Annotated in this window: 20 protein-coding genes; 9 read left to right on the top strand and 11 right to left on the bottom strand. The window is 62.8% G+C overall.

Annotated features, from left to right (window positions below; genetic code table 11):
* Window positions 1-9: 9 nt before the first annotated feature.
* On the bottom strand, window positions 10-927 hold the full coding sequence (cysD, locus tag E6B08_RS05240; RefSeq protein WP_054884652.1) for a sulfate adenylyltransferase subunit CysD: 918 nt from the start codon (window positions 925-927) through the stop codon (window positions 10-12).
* 142 nt (window positions 928-1,069) lie between these two features.
* Window positions 1,070-1,828 carry a Nif3-like dinuclear metal center hexameric protein gene (locus E6B08_RS05235; RefSeq protein ID WP_136913047.1) on the bottom strand — a complete coding sequence of 253 codons (759 nt, stop codon included), beginning with the start codon at window positions 1,826-1,828 and terminating at the stop codon, window positions 1,070-1,072.
* A 157-nt stretch (window positions 1,829-1,985) separates the two neighbouring features.
* Here E6B08_RS05235 and algW point away from each other — a divergent pair, with 157 nt between their 5' ends.
* Entirely contained in the window at window positions 1,986-3,146 is a 1,161-nt protein-coding gene (gene algW / locus E6B08_RS05230) for a Do family serine endopeptidase AlgW (protein WP_136913046.1), read from the top strand.
* Window positions 3,147-3,338: 192 nt separating this feature from the next.
* Here algW and E6B08_RS05225 read toward each other — a convergent pair whose 3' ends face one another.
* The 4 genes from E6B08_RS05225 to E6B08_RS05210 all read right to left on the bottom strand — a co-directional run bounded on the left by E6B08_RS05225 (window position 3,339) and on the right by E6B08_RS05210 (window position 7,496).
* Complete coding sequence (locus E6B08_RS05225) at window positions 3,339-4,103, bottom strand: amino acid ABC transporter ATP-binding protein (RefSeq protein WP_033702861.1); 765 nt, start codon at window positions 4,101-4,103, stop codon at window positions 3,339-3,341.
* Between the two features lie 10 nt (window positions 4,104-4,113).
* Window positions 4,114-5,211, bottom strand: coding sequence for an amino acid ABC transporter permease (locus E6B08_RS05220; protein WP_136913045.1), 1,098 nt, complete (start codon window positions 5,209-5,211; stop codon window positions 4,114-4,116).
* Window positions 5,212-5,221: 10 nt separating this feature from the next.
* Window positions 5,222-6,400, bottom strand: coding sequence for an amino acid ABC transporter permease (locus E6B08_RS05215; RefSeq protein ID WP_136913044.1), 1,179 nt, complete (start codon window positions 6,398-6,400; stop codon window positions 5,222-5,224).
* Between the two features lie 67 nt (window positions 6,401-6,467).
* Entirely contained in the window at window positions 6,468-7,496 is a 1,029-nt protein-coding gene (locus E6B08_RS05210) for an amino acid ABC transporter substrate-binding protein (protein ID WP_136913043.1), read from the bottom strand.
* Window positions 7,497-7,828: 332 nt separating this feature from the next.
* On the opposite strand from E6B08_RS05210, the gene E6B08_RS05205 reads away from it, so the two are divergent.
* Window positions 7,829-8,485 (top strand): alpha/beta hydrolase, encoded by a 657-nt coding sequence (locus E6B08_RS05205; RefSeq protein WP_136913042.1) that lies wholly within the window; start codon window positions 7,829-7,831, stop codon window positions 8,483-8,485.
* Between the two features lie 101 nt (window positions 8,486-8,586).
* Window positions 8,587-10,065, top strand: a complete 1,479-nt coding sequence (gene rhlB, locus E6B08_RS05200; RefSeq protein ID WP_136913041.1) for an ATP-dependent RNA helicase RhlB — start codon at window positions 8,587-8,589, stop codon at window positions 10,063-10,065.
* A gap of 191 nt (window positions 10,066-10,256) precedes the next feature.
* Here the strand turns inward: rhlB and moaE are convergent, their stop codons facing one another.
* The 5 genes from moaE to E6B08_RS05175 form a co-directional block, all read right to left on the bottom strand.
* Window positions 10,257-10,703: a molybdopterin synthase catalytic subunit MoaE gene (gene moaE, locus E6B08_RS05195; protein WP_136913040.1), complete on the bottom strand. Its 447-nt coding sequence runs from the start codon at window positions 10,701-10,703 to the stop codon at window positions 10,257-10,259.
* A 2-nt stretch (window positions 10,704-10,705) separates the two neighbouring features.
* A complete protein-coding gene (locus tag E6B08_RS05190) occupies window positions 10,706-10,951 on the bottom strand; it encodes a MoaD/ThiS family protein (RefSeq protein ID WP_136917331.1) in 246 nt (81 codons plus the stop codon).
* Window positions 10,951-11,421 carry a cyclic pyranopterin monophosphate synthase MoaC gene (gene moaC, locus E6B08_RS05185; protein ID WP_136913039.1) on the bottom strand — a complete coding sequence of 157 codons (471 nt, stop codon included), beginning with the start codon at window positions 11,419-11,421 and terminating at the stop codon, window positions 10,951-10,953. The genes E6B08_RS05190 and moaC overlap by 1 nt, the downstream gene beginning before the upstream one ends.
* Window positions 11,422-11,645: 224 nt before the next feature.
* Window positions 11,646-13,040: a PhoH family protein gene (locus tag E6B08_RS05180; RefSeq protein WP_136913038.1), complete on the bottom strand. Its 1,395-nt coding sequence runs from the start codon at window positions 13,038-13,040 to the stop codon at window positions 11,646-11,648.
* A 281-nt stretch (window positions 13,041-13,321) separates the two neighbouring features.
* On the bottom strand, window positions 13,322-14,461 hold the full coding sequence (locus tag E6B08_RS05175) for a polysaccharide deacetylase family protein (protein WP_136913037.1): 1,140 nt from the start codon (window positions 14,459-14,461) through the stop codon (window positions 13,322-13,324).
* A 149-nt stretch (window positions 14,462-14,610) separates the two neighbouring features.
* Between E6B08_RS05175 and yaaA the strand changes: the two genes are divergently transcribed.
* The 6 genes from yaaA to E6B08_RS05145 all read left to right on the top strand — a co-directional run bounded on the left by yaaA (window position 14,611) and on the right by E6B08_RS05145 (window position 23,580).
* On the top strand, window positions 14,611-15,390 hold the full coding sequence (gene yaaA / locus E6B08_RS05170) for a peroxide stress protein YaaA (RefSeq protein WP_136913036.1): 780 nt from the start codon (window positions 14,611-14,613) through the stop codon (window positions 15,388-15,390).
* Window positions 15,391-16,586: 1,196 nt separating this feature from the next.
* Window positions 16,587-17,903, top strand: coding sequence for a nucleotide sugar dehydrogenase (locus E6B08_RS05165; protein ID WP_136913035.1), 1,317 nt, complete (start codon window positions 16,587-16,589; stop codon window positions 17,901-17,903).
* Between the two features lie 76 nt (window positions 17,904-17,979).
* Window positions 17,980-19,461 carry a mannuronan synthase gene (alg8, locus tag E6B08_RS05160; RefSeq protein ID WP_192938619.1) on the top strand — a complete coding sequence of 494 codons (1,482 nt, stop codon included), beginning with the start codon at window positions 17,980-17,982 and terminating at the stop codon, window positions 19,459-19,461.
* 36 nt (window positions 19,462-19,497) lie between these two features.
* On the top strand, window positions 19,498-20,664 hold the full coding sequence (locus E6B08_RS05155) for an alginate biosynthesis protein Alg44 (protein ID WP_136913033.1): 1,167 nt from the start codon (window positions 19,498-19,500) through the stop codon (window positions 20,662-20,664).
* Window positions 20,665-20,677: 13 nt separating this feature from the next.
* On the top strand, window positions 20,678-22,105 hold the full coding sequence (gene algK / locus E6B08_RS05150; RefSeq protein WP_136913032.1) for an alginate biosynthesis TPR repeat lipoprotein AlgK: 1,428 nt from the start codon (window positions 20,678-20,680) through the stop codon (window positions 22,103-22,105).
* Window positions 22,102-23,580 carry an alginate export family protein gene (locus tag E6B08_RS05145; protein WP_136913031.1) on the top strand — a complete coding sequence of 493 codons (1,479 nt, stop codon included), beginning with the start codon at window positions 22,102-22,104 and terminating at the stop codon, window positions 23,578-23,580. The genes algK and E6B08_RS05145 overlap by 4 nt, the downstream gene beginning before the upstream one ends.
* Window positions 23,581-23,583: the final 3 nt, after the last annotated feature.

The raw sequence follows: 23,583 nt of genomic DNA, 5'->3' as shown, positions 1-23,583 counted from the left end.
CCCTGAAAATTAGAAGTAGCCCTGACGTTTCTTGTCTTCCATGGAACCGGCGCCATCGTGGTCGATGACCCGGCCCTGGCGCTCGGAAGTGCGCGTCAGGAGCATTTCCTGAATGATGTCGGTGAGCGTCTCGGCTTCCGACTCGACAGCGCCCGTCAACGGGTAGCAGCCCAGGGTACGGAAACGCACCTTCTTCTTGACGATGCGCGCTTTCTCTTCCTCGGAGAGGTGCTCGAGGATGCGATCGTCGTCGATCATGATCAGGGTGCCATTCTTCTCGATCACTTCACGCTCGGCAGCGAAGTACAGCGGCACGATCGGGATACCTTCGAGATAGATGTACTGCCAGATGTCCAGCTCGGTCCAGTTCGACAGCGGGAAGACGCGGATCGACTCGCCCTTGTTGACCTTGCCGTTGTACACGTTCCACAGCTCGGGACGCTGGTTCTTCGGGTCCCAGCGGTGCTTGCTGTCACGGAACGAATAGACGCGCTCTTTGGCCCGGGACTTTTCTTCGTCGCGGCGGGCACCGCCGAAGGCGGCATCGAAACCATGCTTGTCCAGCGCCTGCTTGAGGCCCTGGGTCTTCATGATGTCAGTGTGCTTGGAGCTGCCATGGGTGAACGGGTTGATGCCCTGCGCCACACCCTCGGGGTTGACGTGGGTGATCAGTTCCAGGCCCATTTCCTCGACCATCTTGTCGCGGAAGCGGTACATCTCCTGGAATTTCCACTGGGTGTCGACATGCATCACCGGGAACGGCAGCTTGCCTGGGAAGAAGGCCTTGCGCGCCAGGTGCAGCATCACGGCGGAATCCTTGCCGATCGAGTACAGCATCACCGGGTTGTCGAACTCGGCGGCCACCTCGCGGATGATATGGATGCTTTCCGCCTCCAGCTGTTTCAAGTGCGTCAGTTTGTCGACCATGGCTACTCACGAAAAACGATCTTATGGACGGCCTACGGGCCGTGTTCGAGCGAGCCACTTTATCACAGCGGGTAATTCTATTTAGGAGGCGGCCTAGATCGAAAAGGTCTAACCATATGACTGGGGGTTTGGGCCCTGCCCGTCAGATCGGATTCGGACAATCGATGAACAGGTGCTCCAGGGCAAAGCGCCGCGCGAGGTAATCGCCCAGCGCCTGCACGCCATAGCGCTCGGTGGCATGGTGACCGGCGGCGATGAAGCTGATGCCGTTTTCGCGGGCACTGTGGAACGTCTGCTCCGAGGCCTCGCCGCTGATGTACAGGTCGACCCCGGCGGCGATCGCCGTGTCGATGAAGCCCTGCCCTCCGCCGGTGCACCAGCCGACTCGGCGGATCACTTCGTCGCCTTCGACCAGCAGCGGCTCGCGCCCCATCACTTCCTGCACCCGGCGCGCGAAGTCGCGCGGGGTCATCGGCTCGGCGAGCGAGCCGACCAGCCCCACCACCTTGGCATCGTTGGGGTCCAGTGCGCCCTCGACAGTGATATCCAGCTGGCGCGCCAATTGCACGTTGTTGCCGACTTCCGGATGCACGTCCAGCGGCAGGTGGAAGGCCAGCAGGCTGATGTCGTGCTTGAGCAGGGTCTTCAGGCGGCGCTGCTTGATCCCGGTGATGCACGGGTTCTCGCCCTTCCAGAAGTACCCATGGTGCACCAGCACCAGGTCGGCTTCGGCCTCGACTGCCGCGTCCAGCAATGCTTGGCTGGCGGTCACGCCACTGACGATGCGGCTGACCTGTGGACGGCCTTCGACCTGCAGGCCATTGGGGCAGTAATCCTGGATTTTCGCGCTGCCCAGGTAGCGCTCAGCTTCCTCGACCAAGGTGTTGAGTGCGACGGCCATGGAAAATCTCCTCGAAATCTGCGCTTTTCTCGGGCCCAACGCCCGTATAATGCCCGCCATTATGGGCCGTCGCTGGCATCGGGGGAACCGGTGTATGATCGCGCGCGTTCGCGCCGCATCGCGCAGTCATTGGTCCCCGCCCACTCAGGATTCGTTCATGTTCAAGGCTTTGCGTTACTTTGGCTGGCCCCTGCTCACCGGTGTATTGATCGCCATGCTGATCATCCAGCGCTTCCCGGAATGGGTCGGGCTGCCCAGCCAGGACGTCAACCTGCAGCAGGCGCCGCAGACTTCGCGGATCATGCAGGGCCCGGTGTCCTACGCCGATGCCGTGACGCTCGCCGCCCCGGCGGTGGTCAACCTGTACACCACCAAGGTCGTCAACAAAAGCGCCCACCCGCTGTTCGAAGACCCGCAGTTCCGCCGTTTCTTCGGTGACAACCTGCCCAAGCAGCGGCGCTGGGAGTCGAGCCTGGGCTCGGCGGTGATCATGAGCCCCGAGGGCTACCTGCTGACCAACAACCACGTCACCAGCGGCGCCGATCAGATCGTGGTGGCACTCAAGGATGGCCGGGAAACCCTGGCCCGGGTCATCGGCAGCGACCCCGAGACCGACCTCGCGGTGCTGAAGATCGACCTCAAGAGCCTGCCGGCGATCACCATCGGTCGTTCCGACAACATCCACATCGGCGACGTCTCGCTGGCCATCGGCAACCCGTTCGGGGTTGGCCAGACCGTGACCATGGGCATCATCAGCGCCACCGGGCGCAACCAGTTGGGCCTGAACAACTACGAAGACTTCATCCAGACCGACGCGGCGATCAACCCGGGCAACTCCGGTGGTGCACTGATCGATGCCAACGGCAACCTGATCGGCATCAACACTGCGATTTTCTCCAAGTCCGGCGGCTCCCAGGGCATCGGCTTCGCCATTCCGGTGAAGCTGGCACTGGAGGTGATGAAGTCGATCATCGAGCATGGCCAGGTGATTCGTGGCTGGCTGGGCATCGAAGTGCAGCCGCTGAGCCAGGAACTGGCCGAGTCGTTCGGCATGGAGGGGCGCCCGGGCATCGTGGTTGCCGGGATCTTCCGTGACGGCCCGGCGCAGAAGGCCGGGTTGCAACTGGGCGACGTGATCCTCAGCATCAATGGCGAGCCGGCCGGGGATGGTCGCAAGTCGATGAACCAGGTGGCGCGGATCAAGCCGAACGAGAAGATCACCATCGAGGTGATGCGCAACGGTCAGCAATTGAAGCTGATCGCCGAGGTGGGACTGCGACCGCCACCTGCGCCGGTGGCCACGCCGGAAGAGAAATAACGCAAGGCTTGAAGCCTTTCCGCAATCCTGTGGGAGCGGCCTTGCGTCGCGAAAGGGCTGCGTAGCGGCCCCAGGGAATCAGCTTTGCTGCGGATATCGCCGGGGCCGCTTTGCGGCCCTTTCGCGGCGCAAGGCCGCTCCTACAATTGACATCAGCATTATCAAGGGGGCCGCAGAGCGGCCCCAGTTGCATCAATGCAGGATCTGGCTGAGGAACAGCTTGGTCCGATCGCTACGGGGCCGATCGAAGAACTCATCCGGCGCCGCCTGCTCGACGATCTCCCCCTTGTCCATGAAGATCACCCGGTTCGCCACGGTGCGGGCGAAGCCCATCTCGTGGGTCACGCAGAGCATGGTCATGCCGTCCTCGGCCAGGCCCACCATGGTGTCGAGCACTTCCTTGACCATTTCCGGGTCAAGCGCCGAGGTCGGCTCGTCGAACAGCATGATCTTCGGCTTCATGCACAGCGCCCGGGCAATCGCCACGCGCTGCTGCTGGCCGCCGGAGAGCTGCCCGGGATACTTGTGCGCCTGTTCGGGAATACGCACCCGCTCCAGGTAGTGCATGGCGATTTCCTCGGCCTTGCGCCGTGGCATCTTGCGCACCCACATGGGTGCCAGGGTGCAGTTTTCCAGGATGCTCAGGTGCGGGAACAGGTTGAAGTGCTGGAACACCATGCCGACCTCACGGCGGATCGCCTCGATCTGCTTGAGGTCGTTGGTCAACTCCACGCCATCGACGACGATGCGCCCCTGCTGATGCTCCTCCAGGCGATTGAGGCAACGGATGGTGGTGGACTTGCCCGAACCGGACGGCCCGCACAACACGATACGCTCACCCTGGCGCACGTTCAGGTTGATGTCCTTGAGCACATGGAACTGGCCATACCATTTATTGACGCCCTGCATCTGGATGATGCCTTCGGGGCCGGCAGGCTGCTTGATCGCTTCACTCATTACGAAACTCCTAACGCTTGTGGCCAGTGTCCAGCTTGCGCTCCAGGTGCATGGAGTAGCGGGACATACCGAAACAGAAAATCCAGAACACCAGGGCGGCGAACACGTAGCCCTCGGTCGCCATGCCCAGCCAGGCCGGGTCGGCCGCTGCCTGCTTGACGCTGTTGAGCAGGTCGAACAGGCCGATGATGATCACCAGGCTGGTGTCCTTGAACAGGGCGATGAAGGTGTTGACGATGCCGGGGATCACCAGCTTGAGCGCTTGCGGCAGGATCACCAGCCCCATGGCGCGCCAGTAGCCCAGCCCCATCGCCGCAGCCGCTTCGTACTGCCCCTTGGGGATGGCCTGCAGGCCGCCGCGCACCACCTCGGCGATGTACGCCGACTGGAACAGGATGACCCCGATCATCGCCCGCAGCAGCTTGTCGAAGCTCATGCCCTCGGGCAGGAACAACGGCAGCATCACCGACGACATGAACAGCACGGTGATCAACGGCACGCCGCGCCAGAACTCGATGAAGGTCACGCACACCACCTTCACCGCCGGCATGCGCGAACGCCGCCCCAGTGCCAGCAGGATGCCCAGCGGCAAGGCGCCGACGATGCCCACGGTGGCGATCACCAAGGTCAGCATCAAGCCGCCCCACTGACTGGTGGCGACCGTCTCCAGCCCAAGGTAGCCGCCGTGCAGCAAGGTGTAGGCAAGAATCGGGTACAGCACCAGGAAGCACAGGCCGTACAACGCCTTGCGCGGGAAGCGGTTGATGAACAGCGGCGCGGCGCCGAGCACTGCCAGCCACACGGTCAGGTCAACGCGCCAGCGCAATTCGGCCGGGTAGTAGCCGTACATGAACTGGCCAAAGCGCTGCTGCACGAACATCCAGCAGGCGCCCTCCTTGGTGCAATCGGCGCGGGTGGTACCGACCCAGTTGGCGTCGAGGATCGTCCATTGCAGCAGCGGCGGTACGATCAACCACACCAGGTAAAGGGCGAACAGGGTGAGCAGGGTATTGAGCCAACTGGAGAACAGGTTGGCGCGCATCCATGCGAGCACGCCGACGGTCTTCACCGGTGGCGGCATGTCAGGTTTGAAAACATGTGCAGTCACGGGCGTCTCCTCATCGCTCGATCAGCGCAATGCGCTTGTTGTACCAGTTCATCAGCAGGGAAATGCTGAGGCTGATGGCGAGATAGACACTCATGGTGATGGCGATCACCTCGATGGCCTGGCCGGTCTGGTTGAGTACGGTGCCGGCGAACAGCGAAACCATTTCCGGGTAGCCGATACCGGCTGCCAGCGACGAGTTCTTCGCCAGGTTCAGGTATTGGCTGGTCAACGGCGGGATGATCACCCGCAGCGCCTGGGGAATGATCACCTTGCGCAGGGTCGGGCCATCGCGCAGGCCGAGCGAATGGGCGGCTTCGGTCTGCCCATGGCTGACCGAGCGGATGCCGGAGCGCACGATCTCGGCGATGAACGCCGCGGTGTAGATGGTCAGCGCCAAGGTCAGCGCCAGCAGTTCAGGGATCAACACCCAACCGCCAACGAAGTTGAAGCCCTTGAGCTGCGGCACTTCCCAGTGCACCGGGCTGCCGAACAACAAGGTGCAGGCGCCTGGAATGACGATCAGCAGCGCCAAACCCGCCCAGAACTTGTGGAACGGCTCGCCGGTTTCGTCGAAACGTTTGTTGGCGTAACGCACCATCGCCACGATCGCTACCAGCGCCAGCGCAAGGGCGATGACGAACGGCCAGAAGCCGTCGGCCATGGAGGCGCCCGGCATGTTCAGGCCTCGGTTGCTGATGAAGAAGGTGTCATCGATGTTGATGCTGCCACGCGGCCCTGGCAGGGTCAGGAAGACCGCGAAATACCAGAACAGGATCTGCAGCAGCGGCGGGATATTGCGGAAGGTCTCCACGTACACCGTCGCCAGCTTGTTGATCATCCAGTTCGGCGACAACCGCGCCACGCCGATGATGAAACCGAGGATGGTGGCCAGAACCACACCGATGAACGTGACCAGCAGGGTATTGAGCAGGCCGATGACGAACACCCGCGCATAGCTGTCGGACTCCACGTAGGGAATCAGGTGCTGGGCGATGCCGAAGCCGGCACTGCGGTCGAGGAAGTCGAAGCCCGAGGTGATGCCCCGGTGTTGCAGGTTGGTTTGCGTGTTGTGGAACAGGTACCAGCCCAGACCGACCACGAATACGATCGTGACGATCTGGAACAGCCACGCGCGCACACGTGGATCACTCAGGGACAAACCCTTTTGTGCGCCGATATGATTTTGCATGAAATGCCCCGAAAAGTAGGGAGTCGAACAGCCCGCGGCGGCGGTATGCCGCCGCGGGGTGCATCCATCAGCGCACAGGTGGCGCGTATTGGATGCCGCCGTTGTTCCACAGGGCGTTCATGCCACGGTCGATCTTCAGGTCGGTGCTCTGGCCAAGGTTCTTCTCGAACACTTCGCCATAGTTGCCGACTTGCTTGACGATCTGCACTACCCAGTCCTTGGGCAGCTTGAGGTCCTTGCCGTACTCGCCGTCGGTGCCCAGCAAACGGGCAACGTCAGGGTTCTTGGTGGCCTTGGCCTCGGCTTCGACGTTTTTCGAGGTGATACCCGCCTCTTCGGCGTTGAGCATGGCGAACAGGGTCCACTTGACGATGCTGAACCACTCCTCGTCGCCCTTGCGCACTACCGGGCCCAATGGCTCCTTGGAAATGGTCTCCGGCAGCACCACGTAGTCGCTCGCCGCCGCCAGCTTGGAGCGCTGGGCGAACAGCTGCGACTTGTCCGAGGTCAGCACGTCGCAACGACCGGATTCCAGCGACTTGGCGCTTTCGTCGGAGGTGTCGAAGGTGATCGGGGTGTACTTGAGGCCATTGGCACGGAAGTAGTCGGACACGTTCAGCTCGGTGGTGGTACCCGCCTGGATGCAGATGGTCGCGCCGTCGAGCTCCTTGGCGCTGGATACGCCGAGCTTCTTGTTGACCAGGAAACCGACGCCGTCGTAGTAGGTGACGCCAGCGAACACCAGGCCCATGCCCGCATCGCGGGAGCTGGTCCAGGTGGTGTTGCGCGACAGCACGTCGACCTCGCCGGACTGCAGCGCGGTGAAGCGCTCCTTGGCGTTGAGCTGGCTGAACTTGACCTTGGTAGCGTCGCCGAACACGGCGGCGGCCACGGCGCGGCAGACATCGGCATCGATGCCAATGATCTTGCCCTGGGCATCGGGGACCGAGAAACCAGGGAGGCCGTCGCTCACGCCACACTGGACGAAGCCCTTCTTTTTAACCGCATCGAGGGTGGCGCCGGCCTGGGCGGTACTCACGGCGCCCAGTGCGGCGGCAGCGGTCAGGACTGCCAGGGTGGTTTTCAACATCTTCATTCACAACCTCCAAATTGCTCTTGTTGTTCGAGCCGGAATTGCACCGCGCCCTTTTGAGGCGCATCCGACCCTTGTTGGCTTGTTCTTGGGTCAATGGCGCAATGGGCTGTTCTATGACAGCCTTCGCGTGCAGAGGGTGTTACCGTCACCGGCTGGCCCTGCGCATCGGAGGTTTAATAGCAAAGCGCGTACCACACTGGGCGGCTTAAGCGTTTAAGCCCCTCGTCAAGTAGGCAAAGTTGTATCGTTGCGACATTCTTTTTCGACGCGAACATGTCGATGCCTGGAATTCGGGCACACCTTCACCATTGCCGCACTCTTTCGGAGCAGTCATGACCAACCCGTTGATTCTCGAACCTCAGAAAACCGCCGATGCCTGTGTGATCTGGTTGCACGGCCTGGGTGCCGATCGTTACGACTTCCTACCTGTGGCCGAATTCATGCAGGAACGGCTGCTGAGCACCCGCTTCATCATGCCCCAGGCGCCCACCCGGCCAGTGACCATCAACGGTGGCTATGCCATGCCCAGCTGGTACGACATCAAGGCCATGAGCCCGGCGCGGGCCATCGACGAGGCGCAGCTCGAAGCATCGGCGCAGCAGATCATCGACCTGGTCAAGGCCGAGCAAGCCAAGGGCATCAACCTGTCGCGTATCTTCCTGGCCGGTTTCTCCCAGGGTGGCGCCGTGGTGCTGCACACCGCGTACGTAAAGTGGCAGGAAGCACTTGGCGGGGTGATCGCGCTGTCGACCTATGCCCCGACCTTCCATGAGGGCCACACCCTGAGCGCTTGCCAGCAGCGCACGCCAGCGCTGTGCGTGCATGGCGTGCACGACCCCGTGGTGATCCCATCCATGGGCCGCACCGCCTTCGAATACCTCAACACCTGGGGCGTGGCTGCCCTCTGGCAGGAATACCCCATGGAGCACGAAGTGGTCGTGGCAGAGCTGGCCGACATCCACAGCTGGCTGAGCAAGCAATTGCAATAAGCGGGGCTCGCCTGTAGTTGTAGGTTTAATCCACTACGCCGCGCCCAGTTCTTGCATTACACTCCCCCGCGTACATTCCTTAATCAGTTGATGAGACGATCGTGCTCAAGGCACTCAAGAAAATATTCGGCAAGGGAGACGCCGCGCCACAGGCCGTCGATCCCGTCGCCAGCGCGCCGGCCCCCGCGCCCGCGCCCGCCCCACAGGCTCAGCCAGACGCCGCCGCGGCCCAACCACGCAGCAAGCCTGCCCATAAACCCGCTGCGGCGGCTGCCGAAAAGGCCTCCGAGCCGCGCACCGAGCAACCTGCCAAGGACAAGCCACGGCGCGAACGCAAGCCCAAGCCCAAGCCCCAGGCGAGCCTGTGGAAGCCCGAGGACTTCGTGGTCGAGCCGCAGGAAGGCAAGACCCGCTTCCACGACTTCAAGCTCTCCAACGAGCTGATGCACGCCATCCATGACCTTGGTTTCCCCTACTGCACGCCGATCCAGGCACAGGTCCTGGGTTACACCCTGCGCGGACAGGATGCCATCGGACGGGCCCAGACCGGCACCGGCAAGACTGCGGCGTTCCTGATCTCGATCATTTCCCAGTTGCAGCAGACGCCACCGCCCAAGGAACGCTACATGGGCGAGCCGCGTGCGCTGATCATCGCGCCAACCCGCGAGCTGGTGGTGCAGATCGCCAAGGACGCCATGGCCCTGACCAAGTACAGCGGCCTGAACGTGATGAGCTTCGTCGGCGGCATGGACTTCGACAAGCAGCTCAAGGCCCTGGAAGCGCGCCATTGCGACATACTGGTGGCCACGCCCGGACGCCTGCTGGACTTCAACCAGCGCGGCGACGTGCATCTGGACATGGTCGAGGTGATGGTGCTCGATGAAGCCGACCGCATGCTCGACATGGGCTTCATTCCCCAGGTGCGCCAGATCATTCGCCAGACGCCGCCCAAGAGCGAGCGCCAGACGCTGCTGTTCTCGGCCACGTTCACCGATGATGTGATGAACCTGGCCAAGCAATGGACCACCAACCCGGCCATCGTCGAGATCGAGCCGGAAAACGTCGCCAGCGAAACCGTAGAACAGCACGTCTACGCGGTGGCCGGCAGCGACAAGTACAAGCTGCTGTACAACCTGGTGACCCAGAACAAGTGGGAACGGGTCATGGTGTTCGCCAACCGCAAGGACGAAGTGCGACGCATCGAGGAAAAACTGGTGCGCGACGGCATCAATGCCGCGCAGCTGTCGGGCGACGTGCCGCAGCACAAGCGCATCCGTACCCTGGAAAACTTCCGCGAAGGCCGCATCAGCGTGCTGGTAGCCACCGACGTGGCGGGCCGCGGCATCCACATCGACGGCATCAGCCACGTGATCAACTTCACCTTGCCGGAAGACCCCGACGACTACGTGCACCGCATTGGCCGTACCGGCCGCGCTGGCACCAGCGGCGTGTCGATCAGCTTTGCCGGCGAGGACGACTCGTACCAGTTGCCGGCGATCGAGGAGTTGCTGGGGCGCAAGATCAAGTGCGAGATGCCGCCGGATGAACTGCTCAAGCCGGTGCCGCGCAAGCATCATTGATTTTTCAGGGTGCTGCCTATCCCTTGTGGGAGCGGCCTTGTGCCGCGAATGGGCCGCGAAGCGGCCCCGGCAATTTCTGCATCGACGCTGGATCATGGGGCCGCTTCGCGGCCCATTCGCGACACAAGGCCGCTCCCACAACGTGACAGTCCTACACGGTGACAGTCCCACCTGGTGGTAGTCCCACCCGGCTACCAGCGCCCAGCCGCATCCTGGTCGCTTTGTCTGCCTTCGACCCACCGCGGCCCTTCCTGGGTATTTTCCTTCTTCCAGAACGGCGCCCGGGTCTTCAGGTAATCCATGATGAAGTCGCAGGCCTCGAACGCCGCCTGCCGATGAGCACTGGCCACGCCGACGAAAACGATCGGCTCGCCCGGCTCCAGTGCACCGATCCGATGCAGCACCTCGACCTTGAGCAGCGGCCAGCGCTGCTGAGCCTCGGCCTCGATCTTGGCCAGGGCCTTCTCGGTCATGCCCGGATAGTGCTCGAGAAACATCCCGGCCACTTCCCGGCCATCATTGAAATCGCGCACATAGCCGACGAAGCCGACCACCGCACCCACGCCGACGTTGGCCGCGTGCATGGCATTGACCTCGGCACCTGGGTCGAAAGCACCTTGCTGCACTCGCACTGCCATGTTCAGCCTCCCGTGACCGGCGGGAAGAATGCGACTTCATCGCCGTCTTCCAACGGCTCATCCAGCCTGCACAACTCCTCGTTGCGCGCGCACATCAGGTTCTGCTCGGCCAGCACGGCATACTGCCCACCCTTGGCCAGCAGGGCCTGGCGCACATCGTCGATCACCAAGAATTGCCCCTCCACGCGCTCGGCGTCACATCCGAGCCTTTCGCGGTAGCGGGCAAAGTACATCACCTTGACCTTCATCACGCCTCCACCTTGTAGTGGCCACTCTTGCCGCCCAGCTTCTCCAGCAGGCGCACCTGCTCGATGACCATGCCCTTGTCGACGGCCTTGCACATGTCATAGATCGTCAGCGCCGCGACGCTGGCAGCAGTCAGTGCTTCCATTTCCACACCGGTCTGCCCGGCCAGCTTGCAGCGCGCGACGATATGCACCGCATCCTGCCCTTCGGCGCGCAGCTCGAGCTTGACGCTGGTCAGCATCAGCGGATGGCACAACGGGATCAGGTCGCTGGTCTTCTTCGCCGCCTGGATGCCGGCAATCCGCGCCACGGCGAACACATCGCCCTTGGGGTGCTCGCCGTCGACGATCATCTGCAGGGTCTGCGGCAGCATGCGCACACGCGCCTCGGCAACGGCCTCGCGCTCGGTCACGGCCTTTTCGGTGACGTCGACCATGTTGGCCCGCCCCTGGGAATCAAGATGTGTCAGCACTGCTCTGCTCCTGTGAAGGGAACAGAGAGTGTAAACCCGTGGGTCAGGTTTGAGCAGTAGGATCTATATGACAACGAGGCGCGAGCACGTGTGGGAGCGGCCTTGCGTCGCGAAAGGGCTGCGCAGCAGCCCCGACGATTTCTGCATCGCTGCCGAAATCCCGGGGCCGCCCGGCGGCCCTGTCGCGACCCAAGGCCGATCTCACACGGCCCGGTCTGTAGCGGTTACAGATGCGACTCGGCGTACTCGGCCAGCACCGAGCGTGGCACACCCTGCAGGGTGATGTGCACGCCATGGGGGAAGTCCTTGAAGCGCTCGGTCAGGTAGGTCAGGCCCGAACTGGTCGCGGACAGGTAAGGTGTGTCGATCTGCGCCAGGTTACCCAGGCAGACCACCTTGGAACCGGAGCCGGCACGGGTGATGATGGTTTTCATCTGGTGCGGCGTGAGATTCTGGCACTCGTCGATCAGGATCAGGCTCTGCTGGAAGCTGCGCCCGCGGATGTAGTTCAGCGACTTGAACTGCAGCGGTACCCGTTCGAGGATGTACTCGACACTGCCGTGGGTGCTTTCGTCGTCCATGTGCAAGGCTTCGAGGTTATCGGTGATCGCTCCCAGCCACGGCTCCATCTTCTCCGCCTCGGTGCCGGGCAGGAAGCCGATCTCCTGGTCCAGGCCCTGCACGCTGCGGGTGGCGATGATGCGCCGGTAACGCTTGCTGACCATGGTCTGCTCGATGGCTGCAGCCAGGGCGAGGATGGTCTTGCCCGAACCCGCCGCGCCCGTCAGGTTGACCAGGTGGATATCCGGGTCGAGCAAGGCGAACAGCGCCAGGCTCTGGTGGATGTCGCGCGGCTTGAGGCCCCAGGCTTCCTGGTGCAGCAACGGCTCCTGGTGCAGGTCGAGCAACAGCAGCTCGTCGTTGCGAATGCCTTTGATCCAACCGACGAAACCCTGCTCATCGATGATGAACTCATTGATGTGCACCGCCGGCAGGTTGTCGATCAATTGCACACGATGCCAGGTGCGCCCACGCTCCTGGCGCGTATCGACCTTGCTGACCCGATCCCAGAACGAGCCGGTGACCGAATGGTAGCCCTTGGACAGCAAGGACACGTCGTCGACCAACTGGTCGGTGCTGTAGTCCTCGGCGGCGATGCCGCAGGCACGCGCCTTGAGGCGCATGTTGATGTCCTTGGTGACCAGCACGACGTCCAGGTCGGCGCGCTTGCCCTTCAACTCAAGCAGTTGGTTGATGATGATGTTGTCGTTGAGGGTTTCCGGCAACAGCCGGTTCGGTTCGCTGCGCGGACTCATCAGAATCGACAGATAACCCTTGGGTCCGCTCTTGCCACGCTGGATCGGCACGCCCTGCTCGACATCGCTGGGCGAGGCATCTCCAAGGGTCTGGTCGATCAAGCGGATGGCCTGGCGACATTCGGCGGCGATGGTGTGTTTCCCGGTCTTGAGCTTGTCGAGTTCCTCCAGCACCGTCATCGGCAGGGCGACATGGTGCTCCTCGAAGTTCAGCAATGCGTTGGGGTCGTGTATCAGGACGTTGGTATCGAGCACATAGAGGATTGGCTGGGTGGAGGAAGGGTTGCGTCCTTGGTCATCCATACTCGGTCACCTTATGTCGAAGCCACACGGCGCGTTCTGTTACGCCGCAGAGTGACGACCGTTCTCCCCGTATCCGCGTTGCTACGGGCGGGAAGCGAACCTGGCAAGGTGGGCCTGGATGACGCCACCTGTGCTGCAGGAATCGGCTGTCTGGTTTCTTCATACAGCAAAAACGATGACTAAAAAAAGTCTTTTTACGTGTCGGTGAAGTTTATTTTGCTGAATGACGACCGACACTTGGCGCGCATCCCGGTCAGGACTACAGTCAAGAAGTATGCCTGCTATCGAGCGTATGGACTGCGGTAAGCGTAATCGCGGCATCCTTCCCAACCGATGCCGCTTTGCGCCGTGTTGTGCAGCAACCATTCCACCGCCTGCTGTGCCTTGGGCAGGCTGTCGTGGAACTGGATCACCCCTTTGCGCCAGAGCAGCATCAAGGTCATCACCCGCTGGGCCGAGGCCTCGGCCGAAAGCGCGCCATCGTCCAAGGCATCGATATCCCACAACGACACCTGCAATTGCTGGCTGGCCATGAATGGCTCGCCGTCGGCGCGACGCTGGCCATATGGCGGCCGGAACAGCGGCACGTACTGCTCCGGCAGGTCGGCCTGGACCCGCGCCTGGCTGCGCCGCAGGGAATCCTGCCAGCCCTGCCATTGGGCGTGGGAGCGGTATTCCCAGCCCTGGATGCCCACGCACTGGCCTTTGTAGAGGCGGGCAATGGCCTGCGCAGAGCCACTGTCGCGCCGCTGTTGCAGGCGATTGCCTATGACGAAGAACGTCCCCTGCAGGCGCTGCTTGCGCAGGTAGCCGGCCAGAAGGTCGGTACTGGCGCCATCGGGGCCAGGGCCACCGACGAAGGTCAGGAGGAACATGCGGTCGTTGAGTTCGTCGCCGTTGCGCTCGTGATCGGACAGCCGCTCGACTTCGCTGCTGGTCTGCGGCAACAGCGCCGCCTTGCGCAGTTGCTCGTCCAGGTAGCGAACATGGAACTGGTGGCTAGGCTCGGTCCAGTCTGCATAGAACTCACCAACATCACTGGCGAACGTCGCCGAACGAGTACGCAACTCAGCCATCGAGGTAACCGGGTAGCAGAACGAGGCGTCCTGCTCGCAACTGCCTTGGGCCTGCTGGTAGCCCTGCCACAAACGCTGCCACATGCGCGCCCGCACCGCCCTGATCTTTTGCAGGTTGATCTGTCGTAGCCCGAGCCGTGCAGCCAAGGCGCTGTCGTCCAGCAACTCGCTCTCGTGCAACACCCGAGCGAACGACAGAATCTCGGCCCGCGAGGCGACGTCGAACAGTGCCGGGCTGTCCAGTTGCTCGGGCCAGACGCTGCGCTCGAGGCTGGCCGGCGGCAACGGGGCGGCCTGGGCGGGCAGGCTCAGCAGGGCGGCCAGCAAGGCCAGGGCGATGCGCACGTTCGGTTCTCCGCTAGGGCAAACGCGCACTATAGCGTCTCGGCGGTAGGGTCCGGGAGCACCCAATGGCCTGAGACTATCGCCTGCATAGTTTGGCGTTACCTCCCCCACCCCGTAGAATCGCGGCAACGATTTCAGGAGCCGACCCGATGCTGACGGTGATTTCCCCCGCCAAGACCCTCGACTACGACACCCCGCCGGTGACAGACCGTTTCACCCTGCCTCAGTACCTGGACGATTCCCAGCAGCTGATCGAGCAGCTGCGCGAGTTGTCGCCAGCACAGATCAGCGAGCTGATGCACCTGTCGGACAAGCTCGCAGGGCTCAATGCCGCGCGTTTCGGCAGCTGGACGCCTGACTTCAACACGACCAACGCCAAGCAGGCGTTGCTGGCCTTCAAGGGCGACGTGTACACCGGCCTCGATGCCCAGACCCTGCAGGACGCCGATTTCAGCTATGCCCAGGATCACCTGCGCATGCTGTCCGGCCTGTACGGCCTGTTGCGTCCGCTCGACCTGATGCAGCCATACCGCCTGGAGATGGGCACCAAGCTGGCCAACGCCCGCGGCAAGGACCTGTATGCCTTCTGGGGCACGCGCATCAGCGAATGGCTGAATCAGGCCCTGGCCGAACAGGGTGACGATCTGTTGCTGAACCTGGCCAGCAATGAGTACTTCAGCGCGGTCAAGCGCAGCGCGCTCAAGGCCCGCGTATTGAATGTCGACTTCAAGGACCAGAAGAACGGTCAGTACAAGATCATCAGCTTCTATGCCAAGAAAGCACGCGGCATGATGAGCCGCTTCGTGATCCAGGAACGCATCGCCGACCCCGAGCAGCTCAAGCGCTTCGACGTGCAGGGCTACTACTACAGCGCCGAGCACTCCAAGCCAGACCATTTGGTGTTCTTGCGCGACCATCCGGTTGATTGATTGGGCCTGACGTGCGGGTTGTCGCGCGGCGCATCGCGAAGCGTTCGCTTGGGATTTGCAGTGCCGCACAAATCGAGCGCCGCCCGCGCGGCGCATCGCGAAGCGTTCGCTTGGGATTTGCAGTGCCGCACAAATCGAGCGCCGCCCGCGCGGCGCATCGCGGGACAAGCCCGCTCCCACATTTGTTGCAACGTGCCTATGTCTGTCAGGCCATGGTTGCCAGCCTTGTCGGCCCGGCGCGGTATTTGTGTTGGCGCAGGGCGCACCACGATTTTCCGTGGTGCCACCAAAGGCGAGCAACCCTGGTCTCTCAGACATAGGCACGTTGCAACAAATGTGGGAGCGGGCTTGTCCCGCAATGCGCCGCGCGGGCGGCGCTCGATATCTGCAGCACCAAAAATCCAGAGCGCACATCTCCCCCTCCCCCTCTCCCCCTCCCGTACAATCACCTACCCCCGCACCGCGATGACGCACACCCTCCATAGCCAATATCGCCATATTTACGACGCCAAAAAATCGCCATGCATCGGCTTATCGCAAAACGCCATAAGACCGTTCGTAGTTTTTTGACGATTTTTGAAAAATATTTTTTCATGATGGCATATAAGCATCCCGTGTAAGGATCGCCCTTTATATACCGGGACGAAACCCCGGCGTGCCATCAGAATGAAACTATTTTGCGCTGAAGAATTATTTAGAAATCTTTCATCGAGGCGGAACCCAGCCAGGAACTTCTGCTACGACCCATCGCTCATAGTGCCGTAACGATTTTCCTCCCCCTGCGGTGTGAGAGATGACTTACACATGACAACAGCAGGTATCCACTACCCGCTTGGTTAACCCAGATAGGTATTCCCGGTTTTCCGGAAACCTCATCAACGTAGGAGAGTCGCGCCCCCCTAAATTCGTCCTAGTGGTTGATTTCAAAGGATTTATCCACTTGAAAAAACAAGCACAGCAACGCGCCAAGTAGCGCATTGCAATAAAGACGGCTGCATTTCAGGGCACGCCTTTTAATTACTGGCCTTTAACTGCCAACTTAGAGTGCACAACTTTGCGCACTCCGGATTTATTCATGCCTGCGCTCGGCGAAGTGACAATTCGTCATGGATCCGTGCGCCTGAAAACTGTTGTTAATCAACCCAGTCCGGCTCTTCCCGGAGGAGCTGGCGTGATAAACACATGAGGTGATTGCGATGCGTATCAGCATCTTTGGTTTGGGTTATGTGGGTGCGGTCTGTGCAGGTTGCCTGACGGCACGGGGCCATGAAGTGATCGGTGTGGATGTGTCCAGCACCAAGATCGACCTGATCAATCAGGGCAAGTCGCCCATCGTCGAACCGGGCCTGGAAGAACTGCTGCAACAAGGCATCGCCAACGGCCGCCTGCGCGGTACCACCGACTTCGCCGAGGCCATCCGCGCCAGCGACGTGTCGATGATCTGCGTCGGTACCCCAAGCAAGAAGAACGGTGACCTGGGCCTTGAGTACATCGAATCGGTGTGCCGCGAAATCGGCCACGTGCTGCGCAACACCGAGCGCCGCCACACCATCGTGGTGCGCAGTACCGTACTGCCGGGCACCGTCAAGAACGTGGTGATCCCGATCATCGAAGACTGCTCCGGCAAGAAAGCCGGTGTCGACTTCGGCGTCGCGGTCAACCCCGAGTTCCTGCGTGAAAGCACCGCCATCAAGGACTACGACCAGCCGCCGATGACCGTCATCGGTGAATTCGACAAGGCCAGCGGCGATGTGCTGCAAGCCCTGTACGAAGAACTCGACGCGCCGATCATCCGCAAGCCGATCGAAGTGGCCGAGATGATCAAGTACACCTGCAACGTCTGGCACGCCACCAAGGTCACCTTCGCCAACGAGATCGGCAACATCGCCAAGGCCGTTGGCGTCGATGGCCGCGAGGTGATGGACGTGGTCTGCCAGGACAAGGCGCTGAACCTGTCCCAGTACTACATGCGCCCGGGCTTCGCCTTCGGTGGCTCGTGCCTGCCCAAGGACGTGCGCGCCCTCACCTACCGCGCCTCGAGCCTGGACGTGAAAGCGCCGCTGCTCGACTCGCTGATGCGCAGCAACGAATCCCAGGTGCAGAACGCCTTCGACCTGATCGAAGCCCACGACAAGCGCAAGGTCGCCCTGCTCGGCCTGAGCTTCAAGGCCGGCACCGACGACCTGCGCGAAAGCCCGCTGGTGGAGCTGGCCGAGCGCCTGATCGGCAAGGGCTACCAGTTGGACATCTACGACGAGAACGTCCAGTACGCCCGCGTCCATGGCGCCAACAAGGAGTACATCGAGTCGAAGATCCCGCACGTGTCCTCGCTGCTCAACGACGACTTCCAGAAGGTCATCGACAACGCCGACGTGATCGTCCTGGGCAACCGTGACGAGCAGTTCCGCGCCTTGGCCCAGCAGGCTCCGGCCGGCAAGCAGGTCATCGACCTGGTCGGCTTCATGAGCAAGCCGACCTGCACCACCAGCCGTACCGAAGGCATCTGCTGGTAAGCCCTCGGCCGGGCGACGCGGGTTCCCCCCCCCCCCGCGTCGCCCTTTTTTCCCGATTTTTCGACGGATGCTGAACATGCAAAGGCTCCAGACAGTGCTGTTGCAGTGCGCCGGTTGGCTGGCCTACATGAGCCTGCTCATGCTGATCGCCCTGGCCCTGCCCGCCGATATCTTCGACTCGCAGTCGAAGCACTTCATCTTCCTGGTCGGTGCGGTCGGCATCTGGCGTTACTCCATGGGCGCCACCCATTTCATCCGCGGGATGATCTTCCTCTACGGCGTCTACCCCTACCTGCGCCGCAATGTGCGCAAGATGGGCGAGGCTGCCGACCCGTCGCATGTGTACCTGATGGTCACCAGCTTCCGCATCGAAGCCTTGACCACCGCCCAGGTGTACAGCTCGGTGATCCGCGAGGCGATCGACTGCGGTTTCCCCACCACCGTGGTCTGCTCGCTGGTGGAAATGTCCGATGAGCTGCTGGTGAAGAGCCTGTGGGCCAAGTACAACCCGCCCGAGCACGTCAAGCTGGATATCGTGCGCATCGCCGGTACCGGCAAGCGTGACGGCCTGGCCTATGGCTTCCGCGCCATCTCGCGCATGCTGCCGGACGAGAACGCCGTGGTCGCGGTGATCGACGGCGACACCGTGCTGGGCGAAGGCGTGGTGCGCAAGACCGTACCGTGGTTCAAGCTGTTCCCCAACGTCGGTGGCCTGACCACCAACGAATTCTGCGAAGTGCGCGGCGGCTACATCATGAGCGAGTGGCACAAGCTGCGCTTCGCCCAGCGCCACATCAACATGTGCTCGATGGCCCTGTCCAAGCGCGTGCTGACCATGACCGGGCGCATGTCGATGTTCCGCGCAAGCGTGGTGACCAACCCCGAGTTCATCGCCGACGTCGAAAGCGACTCGCTGATGCACTGGCGCCTGGGCCGCTTCAAGTTCCTCACCGGTGACGACAAGTCGAGCTGGTTCAGCCTCATGCGCCTGGGCTACGACACCTTCTACGTGCCCGACGCCGCCATCAACACGGTCGAACACCCGCCGGAAAAGAGCTTCCTCAAGGCCAGCCGCAAGCTGATGTACCGCTGGTACGGCAACAACCTGCGGCAGAATTCCCGCGCCCTGGGCCTGGGCCTACGGCGCCTGGGGCTGTTCACCAGCATCGTGCTGTTCGACCAGCGCGTGTCGATGTGGACCAGCCTGCTGGGCCTGACCGTCGCGGTGATCGCCAGCCTCAAGTTCGGCCTCGGTTTCCTGCTGGTGTACCTGCTGTGGATCGGCATCACCCGCCTGATCCTGACCATCATGCTGCTGTGCTCGGGGCACAACGTCGGCCCGGCCTATCCGCTGATTCTCTATTACAACCAGATCGTCGGCGCGCTGATGAAGATCTACGTCTTCTTCCGCCTCGACAAGCAGTCCTGGACCCGTCAACCGACTGCCCTCAAGCGAGACCTCGCCAGTTTTCAACAATGGTTCAACACCTGGTCCTCGCGGACCATGACCTTCTCGGCCGCCAGCATCTTCGTCGCTGTGCTGTTCATGGTCGTATGAGCCCAACCGGATCGGAACTAACAGGAACAAACCACCATGAATACCGCCGTGAACGTCAATGTCGTGCATGAGTCCGAAGCCCAGCGCCAACACGCCCGGGTGCGCATTCCAGCCAAGCTGCGCTTCCTGGACAGCGAGCGCCAAGCCCACGATGTGAAGGTCGAGGACCTCTCCGCCGGTGGCCTGAGCTTCCACACCAAAAAGCATCTGTCGGTCGGCGAAGTGCTGCGCGGGCGTCTGCAGTTCGTGGTCGACAACCTGGGTCTGTCGATGGATATCGAGTTCCAGGTACGCTCCTACCACGCCGCCGACGGCCGCACCGGGGCGCAGTTCCAGAACCTCGAGCCGCGCGATATCTCGACCCTGCGCCACATCATCACCAGTCACCTGTCCGGTGAACTGATCACCATCGGCGATGTGCTCAGCACCCTGCAGCGCGACAACTTCACCAAGGCGCGCAAACAGAAGGACGCAGGCGCCGGCCTGTCTGCCTTCGGCCGTGTCAAGGCGGTCGGCGTGACCCTGGGTGTATTCGTGATCGGTGTCGCAGCCTTCGGCTTCGTCGCCAAGTCGCTGTACGGCATGTACTTCGTCAGCCAGGCCGAAGCAGGCGTGGTCGCGGTGCCCACCACCAACATCACCATGCCGCGTGACGGCACCGTGCAGAGCCTGGTGCAGAGCGGCGGCCAGATCGCCAAGGGCGCACCGCTGGCGAGCTTCACCACCAGCATGCTGGACATGCTCAAGGGTGGCCTGGGCGACTCGCAGCTGGAGCCGGCGAAGATCGAGGAACTGTTCGGCAAGCAACTGTCGGGCACCCTCACCAGCCCTTGCGACTGCGTGGTCGCACGGCAGCTGGTGGACGACGGCCAGTATGCCGCCAAGGGCCAACCGATCTTCCAGCTGGTCCCGCGGACCACCACCGCATTGGTCGAGGCGCGCTTCACCTATCGCCAGCTCGACAAGGTCAAGCCAGGTACCCGGGTCAACTTCCAGGTGGCCGGCGAAGACCAGGTGCGTACCGGTCAGGTCGTGAACAGCAGCAGCCTCGACAGCGAAAACCTGGCAGCCGACATCCGCGTGCAGATCAAGCCTGACGAAACCCTGCCCGCCGAGCTGGCCGGCCGCCCTGCCGCCGTCAGCAGCGATCGTGGCCCTTCGCTCGACTGGCTGATCGACAAAGCCGTGGCCCGTGGTCTGTAAGAGGATCTCTGCGATGATTCCCCACAAGAAAAGCGCGAGCCTGGGCCTCTGCGCCCTGGCAGCGGCCATCGCCCTGGCCGGCTGTGCCGGCCTGCCAGACCAGCGCCTGGCCAACGAGGCGCTCAAGCGCGGCGACACCGCCCTGGCCGAGCGCAACTACAAAGCCCTGGCCGACCTCGGCTACAGCGATGCGCAGGTAGGCCTGGCCGATGTCCAGGTCGCCTCGCGCGATCCCAAGCAGATGCGTGAAGCCGAGGCCACCTACCGCGCCGCGGCTGCCACCTCGTCCCGTGCCCAGGCGCGCCTCGGCCGCCTGCTGGTCGCCAAGCCCGACAGCACCCAGGCCGAACGTGAAGAAGCCGAGACCCTGCTCAAGCTGGCTGCCAAGCAAGGCGAAGGCAATACCCTGATTCCACTGGCGATGCTCTACCTGCAATACCCGCAGAGCTTCCCCAACGTCAACGCCCAGCAACAGATCGACCAATGGCGCGCCGCCGGCAATCCGGAAGCGGGCCTGGCCCAGGTCCTGCTGTATCGCACCCAGGGCACCTACGACCAGCACCTGGGCGAAGTTGAGCAGATCTGCAAGGCGGCACTGAGCAGCACCGACATCTGCTACGTGGAACTGGCCACCGTGTACCAGAAGCGTGCCCAACCCGACCAGCAGGCCGCCTTGATCGACCAACTCAAGTCCGCCTACGCCAGAGGCGTGGTGCCGGCCACACGCGTCGACAGCGTCGCCCGCGTACTGGCCGACCGCAGCCTCGGCCAGACCGACGAGAACACCGCCAAGGCTCTGCTCGAACAAGTGGCCCCGGCCAACCCCGCCTCGTGGGTCAGCCTGGCACAGTTGCTCTACGACTTCCCCGAGCTGGGCGACACCGACCAGCTGATGGCCTACATCGACAAGGGCCGCGAAGCCGAGCAGCCGCGCGCCGAATTGCTGCTGGGTCGCCTCTACTACGAAGGCAAGGCGGTGCCGGCCGACGCCAAGAAAGCCGAGCAGCACCTGCAAGCTGCAGCCGATGCCGGCGAGCTCAGTGGCCACTACTACCTGGGCCAGTTGTACCGCCGTGGCTACCTGGGCAGCGTCGAGCCGCAAAAGGCCGTCGACCACCTGCTGGTCGCCGCCCGTGGCGGCCAGAACAGCGCCGACTACGCCCTGGCCCAGCTGTTTGCCGAGGGCCGCGGCGTGCGCACCGACAACACCAATGCCTGGGTATTCGCCAAGCTCTCGCAGCTCAACCCGACGCCGCAGTCCACCGAACTGCTGCAACAGATCGACACGCAGCTCACGCCAGACCAGCGCAGCCAGGCCCAACGTCTGCTCGACCAGGAAACCCAGGCACGCGGCAACATGGCCCATGGCGCCGATAGCACCCTGGCCCTGGAGGCCATGCAAGACGACGACCAAGCAGTAGATGGTGAGGATTCGCTATGACGCTCAACCCCTTCGTGAAAGCCGGCATCGGCCTGAGCTTCGCCCTGCTGTGGTCGTGCCCGACCCTTGCAGACATGACCGCCCAGAAGAACTTCGGCCTCGACGTGAAGATCACCGGCCAATCGGAAGACGACCGCGACCTGGGCACCCGCTCCGGTGGCGATGTCAACGGCCTGGGTCTCGACCTGCGCCCTTGGGTGTATGGCGAGCGCGGCAACTGGAGCGCCTACGCGATGGGCCAGGCAGTGACCGCCACCGACACCATCGAGACCGACACCCTGCGCCAGAACGACGATGGCAGCAGCACCGACACCGCCGTCGACGGGCGCGAACAGGACAAGAGCTACCTGGCCCTGCGCGAGTTCTGGGTCGGCTACAGCGGCCTCACCGCCTACCCGGGTGAGCAACTGCGCCTGGGTCGCCAGCGCCTGCGCAGCGACGACGGCATGTGGCGCGACACCAACATCGAAGCGCTGAACTGGACCTTCGACACCACCCTGCTCAAGGCCGACCTGGGCGTGGCCCAGCGCTTCAGTGAATACCGCACCGACCTCACTGAACTGGCGCCCGAGGACAAGGACCGCACCCACGTCTACGGCAACGTCGCCGCGCAATGGACACCCGGCCACTGGGTCGGCCTGCGCGCACACCATACCCATGACGGCGGCAGCCTGAAGAACCCCGGCGAAACCGTCGACGGGCTGGACAAGACGCGTACCGGCGACCTCACCTGGCTGGGCCTGGAGGCCAACAGCGACGCCTACAACTGGCGCAACGACCACACCGTCAACTACTGGGGCAGCGTCACCTGGCTGACCGGCGATCGCGACACCTTGAGCACCCAGCAAGTCGGTGACGATCGGGTCGCCACCGGCAAGCAGAGCGGCGACGTCAATGCCTGGGCCACCGACCTCGGTATCCGCCTGCGCCTGGATCCGCAATGGCAGATCGGCGCGGCCTATGCCCGTGGTAGCGGCGGTGGCGGCGACGACGGCTCGAACAACTTCGAGCAGACCGGCCTCGAGAGCAACCGCTCCAACTTCACCGGTACCCGCTCGCGCGTGCATCGCTTCGGCGAAGCCTTCCGCGGCGAACTCGGCAACCTGCAGGCCGCCACCCTGTTCGCCTCCTGGCAGCTGCGCGAGGACTACGACGCCAGCGTCATCTACCACAAGTTCTGGCGCGTCGACGACCAGCAGAACATCGGCTCCAGCGGCATCAACGCAGTGGTCAACGACAACGGCGTGAACCGCCCGCTGGTCGATGGCGAGAAAGACCTCGGCCAGGAAATGGACGTGGTCGTCACCAAGTACTTCAAGCAGGGCCTGCTGCCGGCGTCGATGAGCCAGGCGATCGACGAGCCGTCCGCCCTGGTGCGCCTGCGCGCCGGTGTGTTCAAGCCGGGCGATGCCTACGGCAAGGAAGCAGACTCGTACATGCACCGCGCCTTCGTCGATGTGATTTGGCGCTTCTGACGC

The sequence above is a fragment of the Pseudomonas putida genome, assembly GCF_005080685.1.
In the GTDB taxonomy this organism is placed as follows: Bacteria; Pseudomonadota; Gammaproteobacteria; order Pseudomonadales; family Pseudomonadaceae; genus Aquipseudomonas; species Aquipseudomonas putida_V.
Note: the sequence above shows the minus strand (reverse complement) of the source record. Positions and strands in the feature narration are given on the sequence as shown.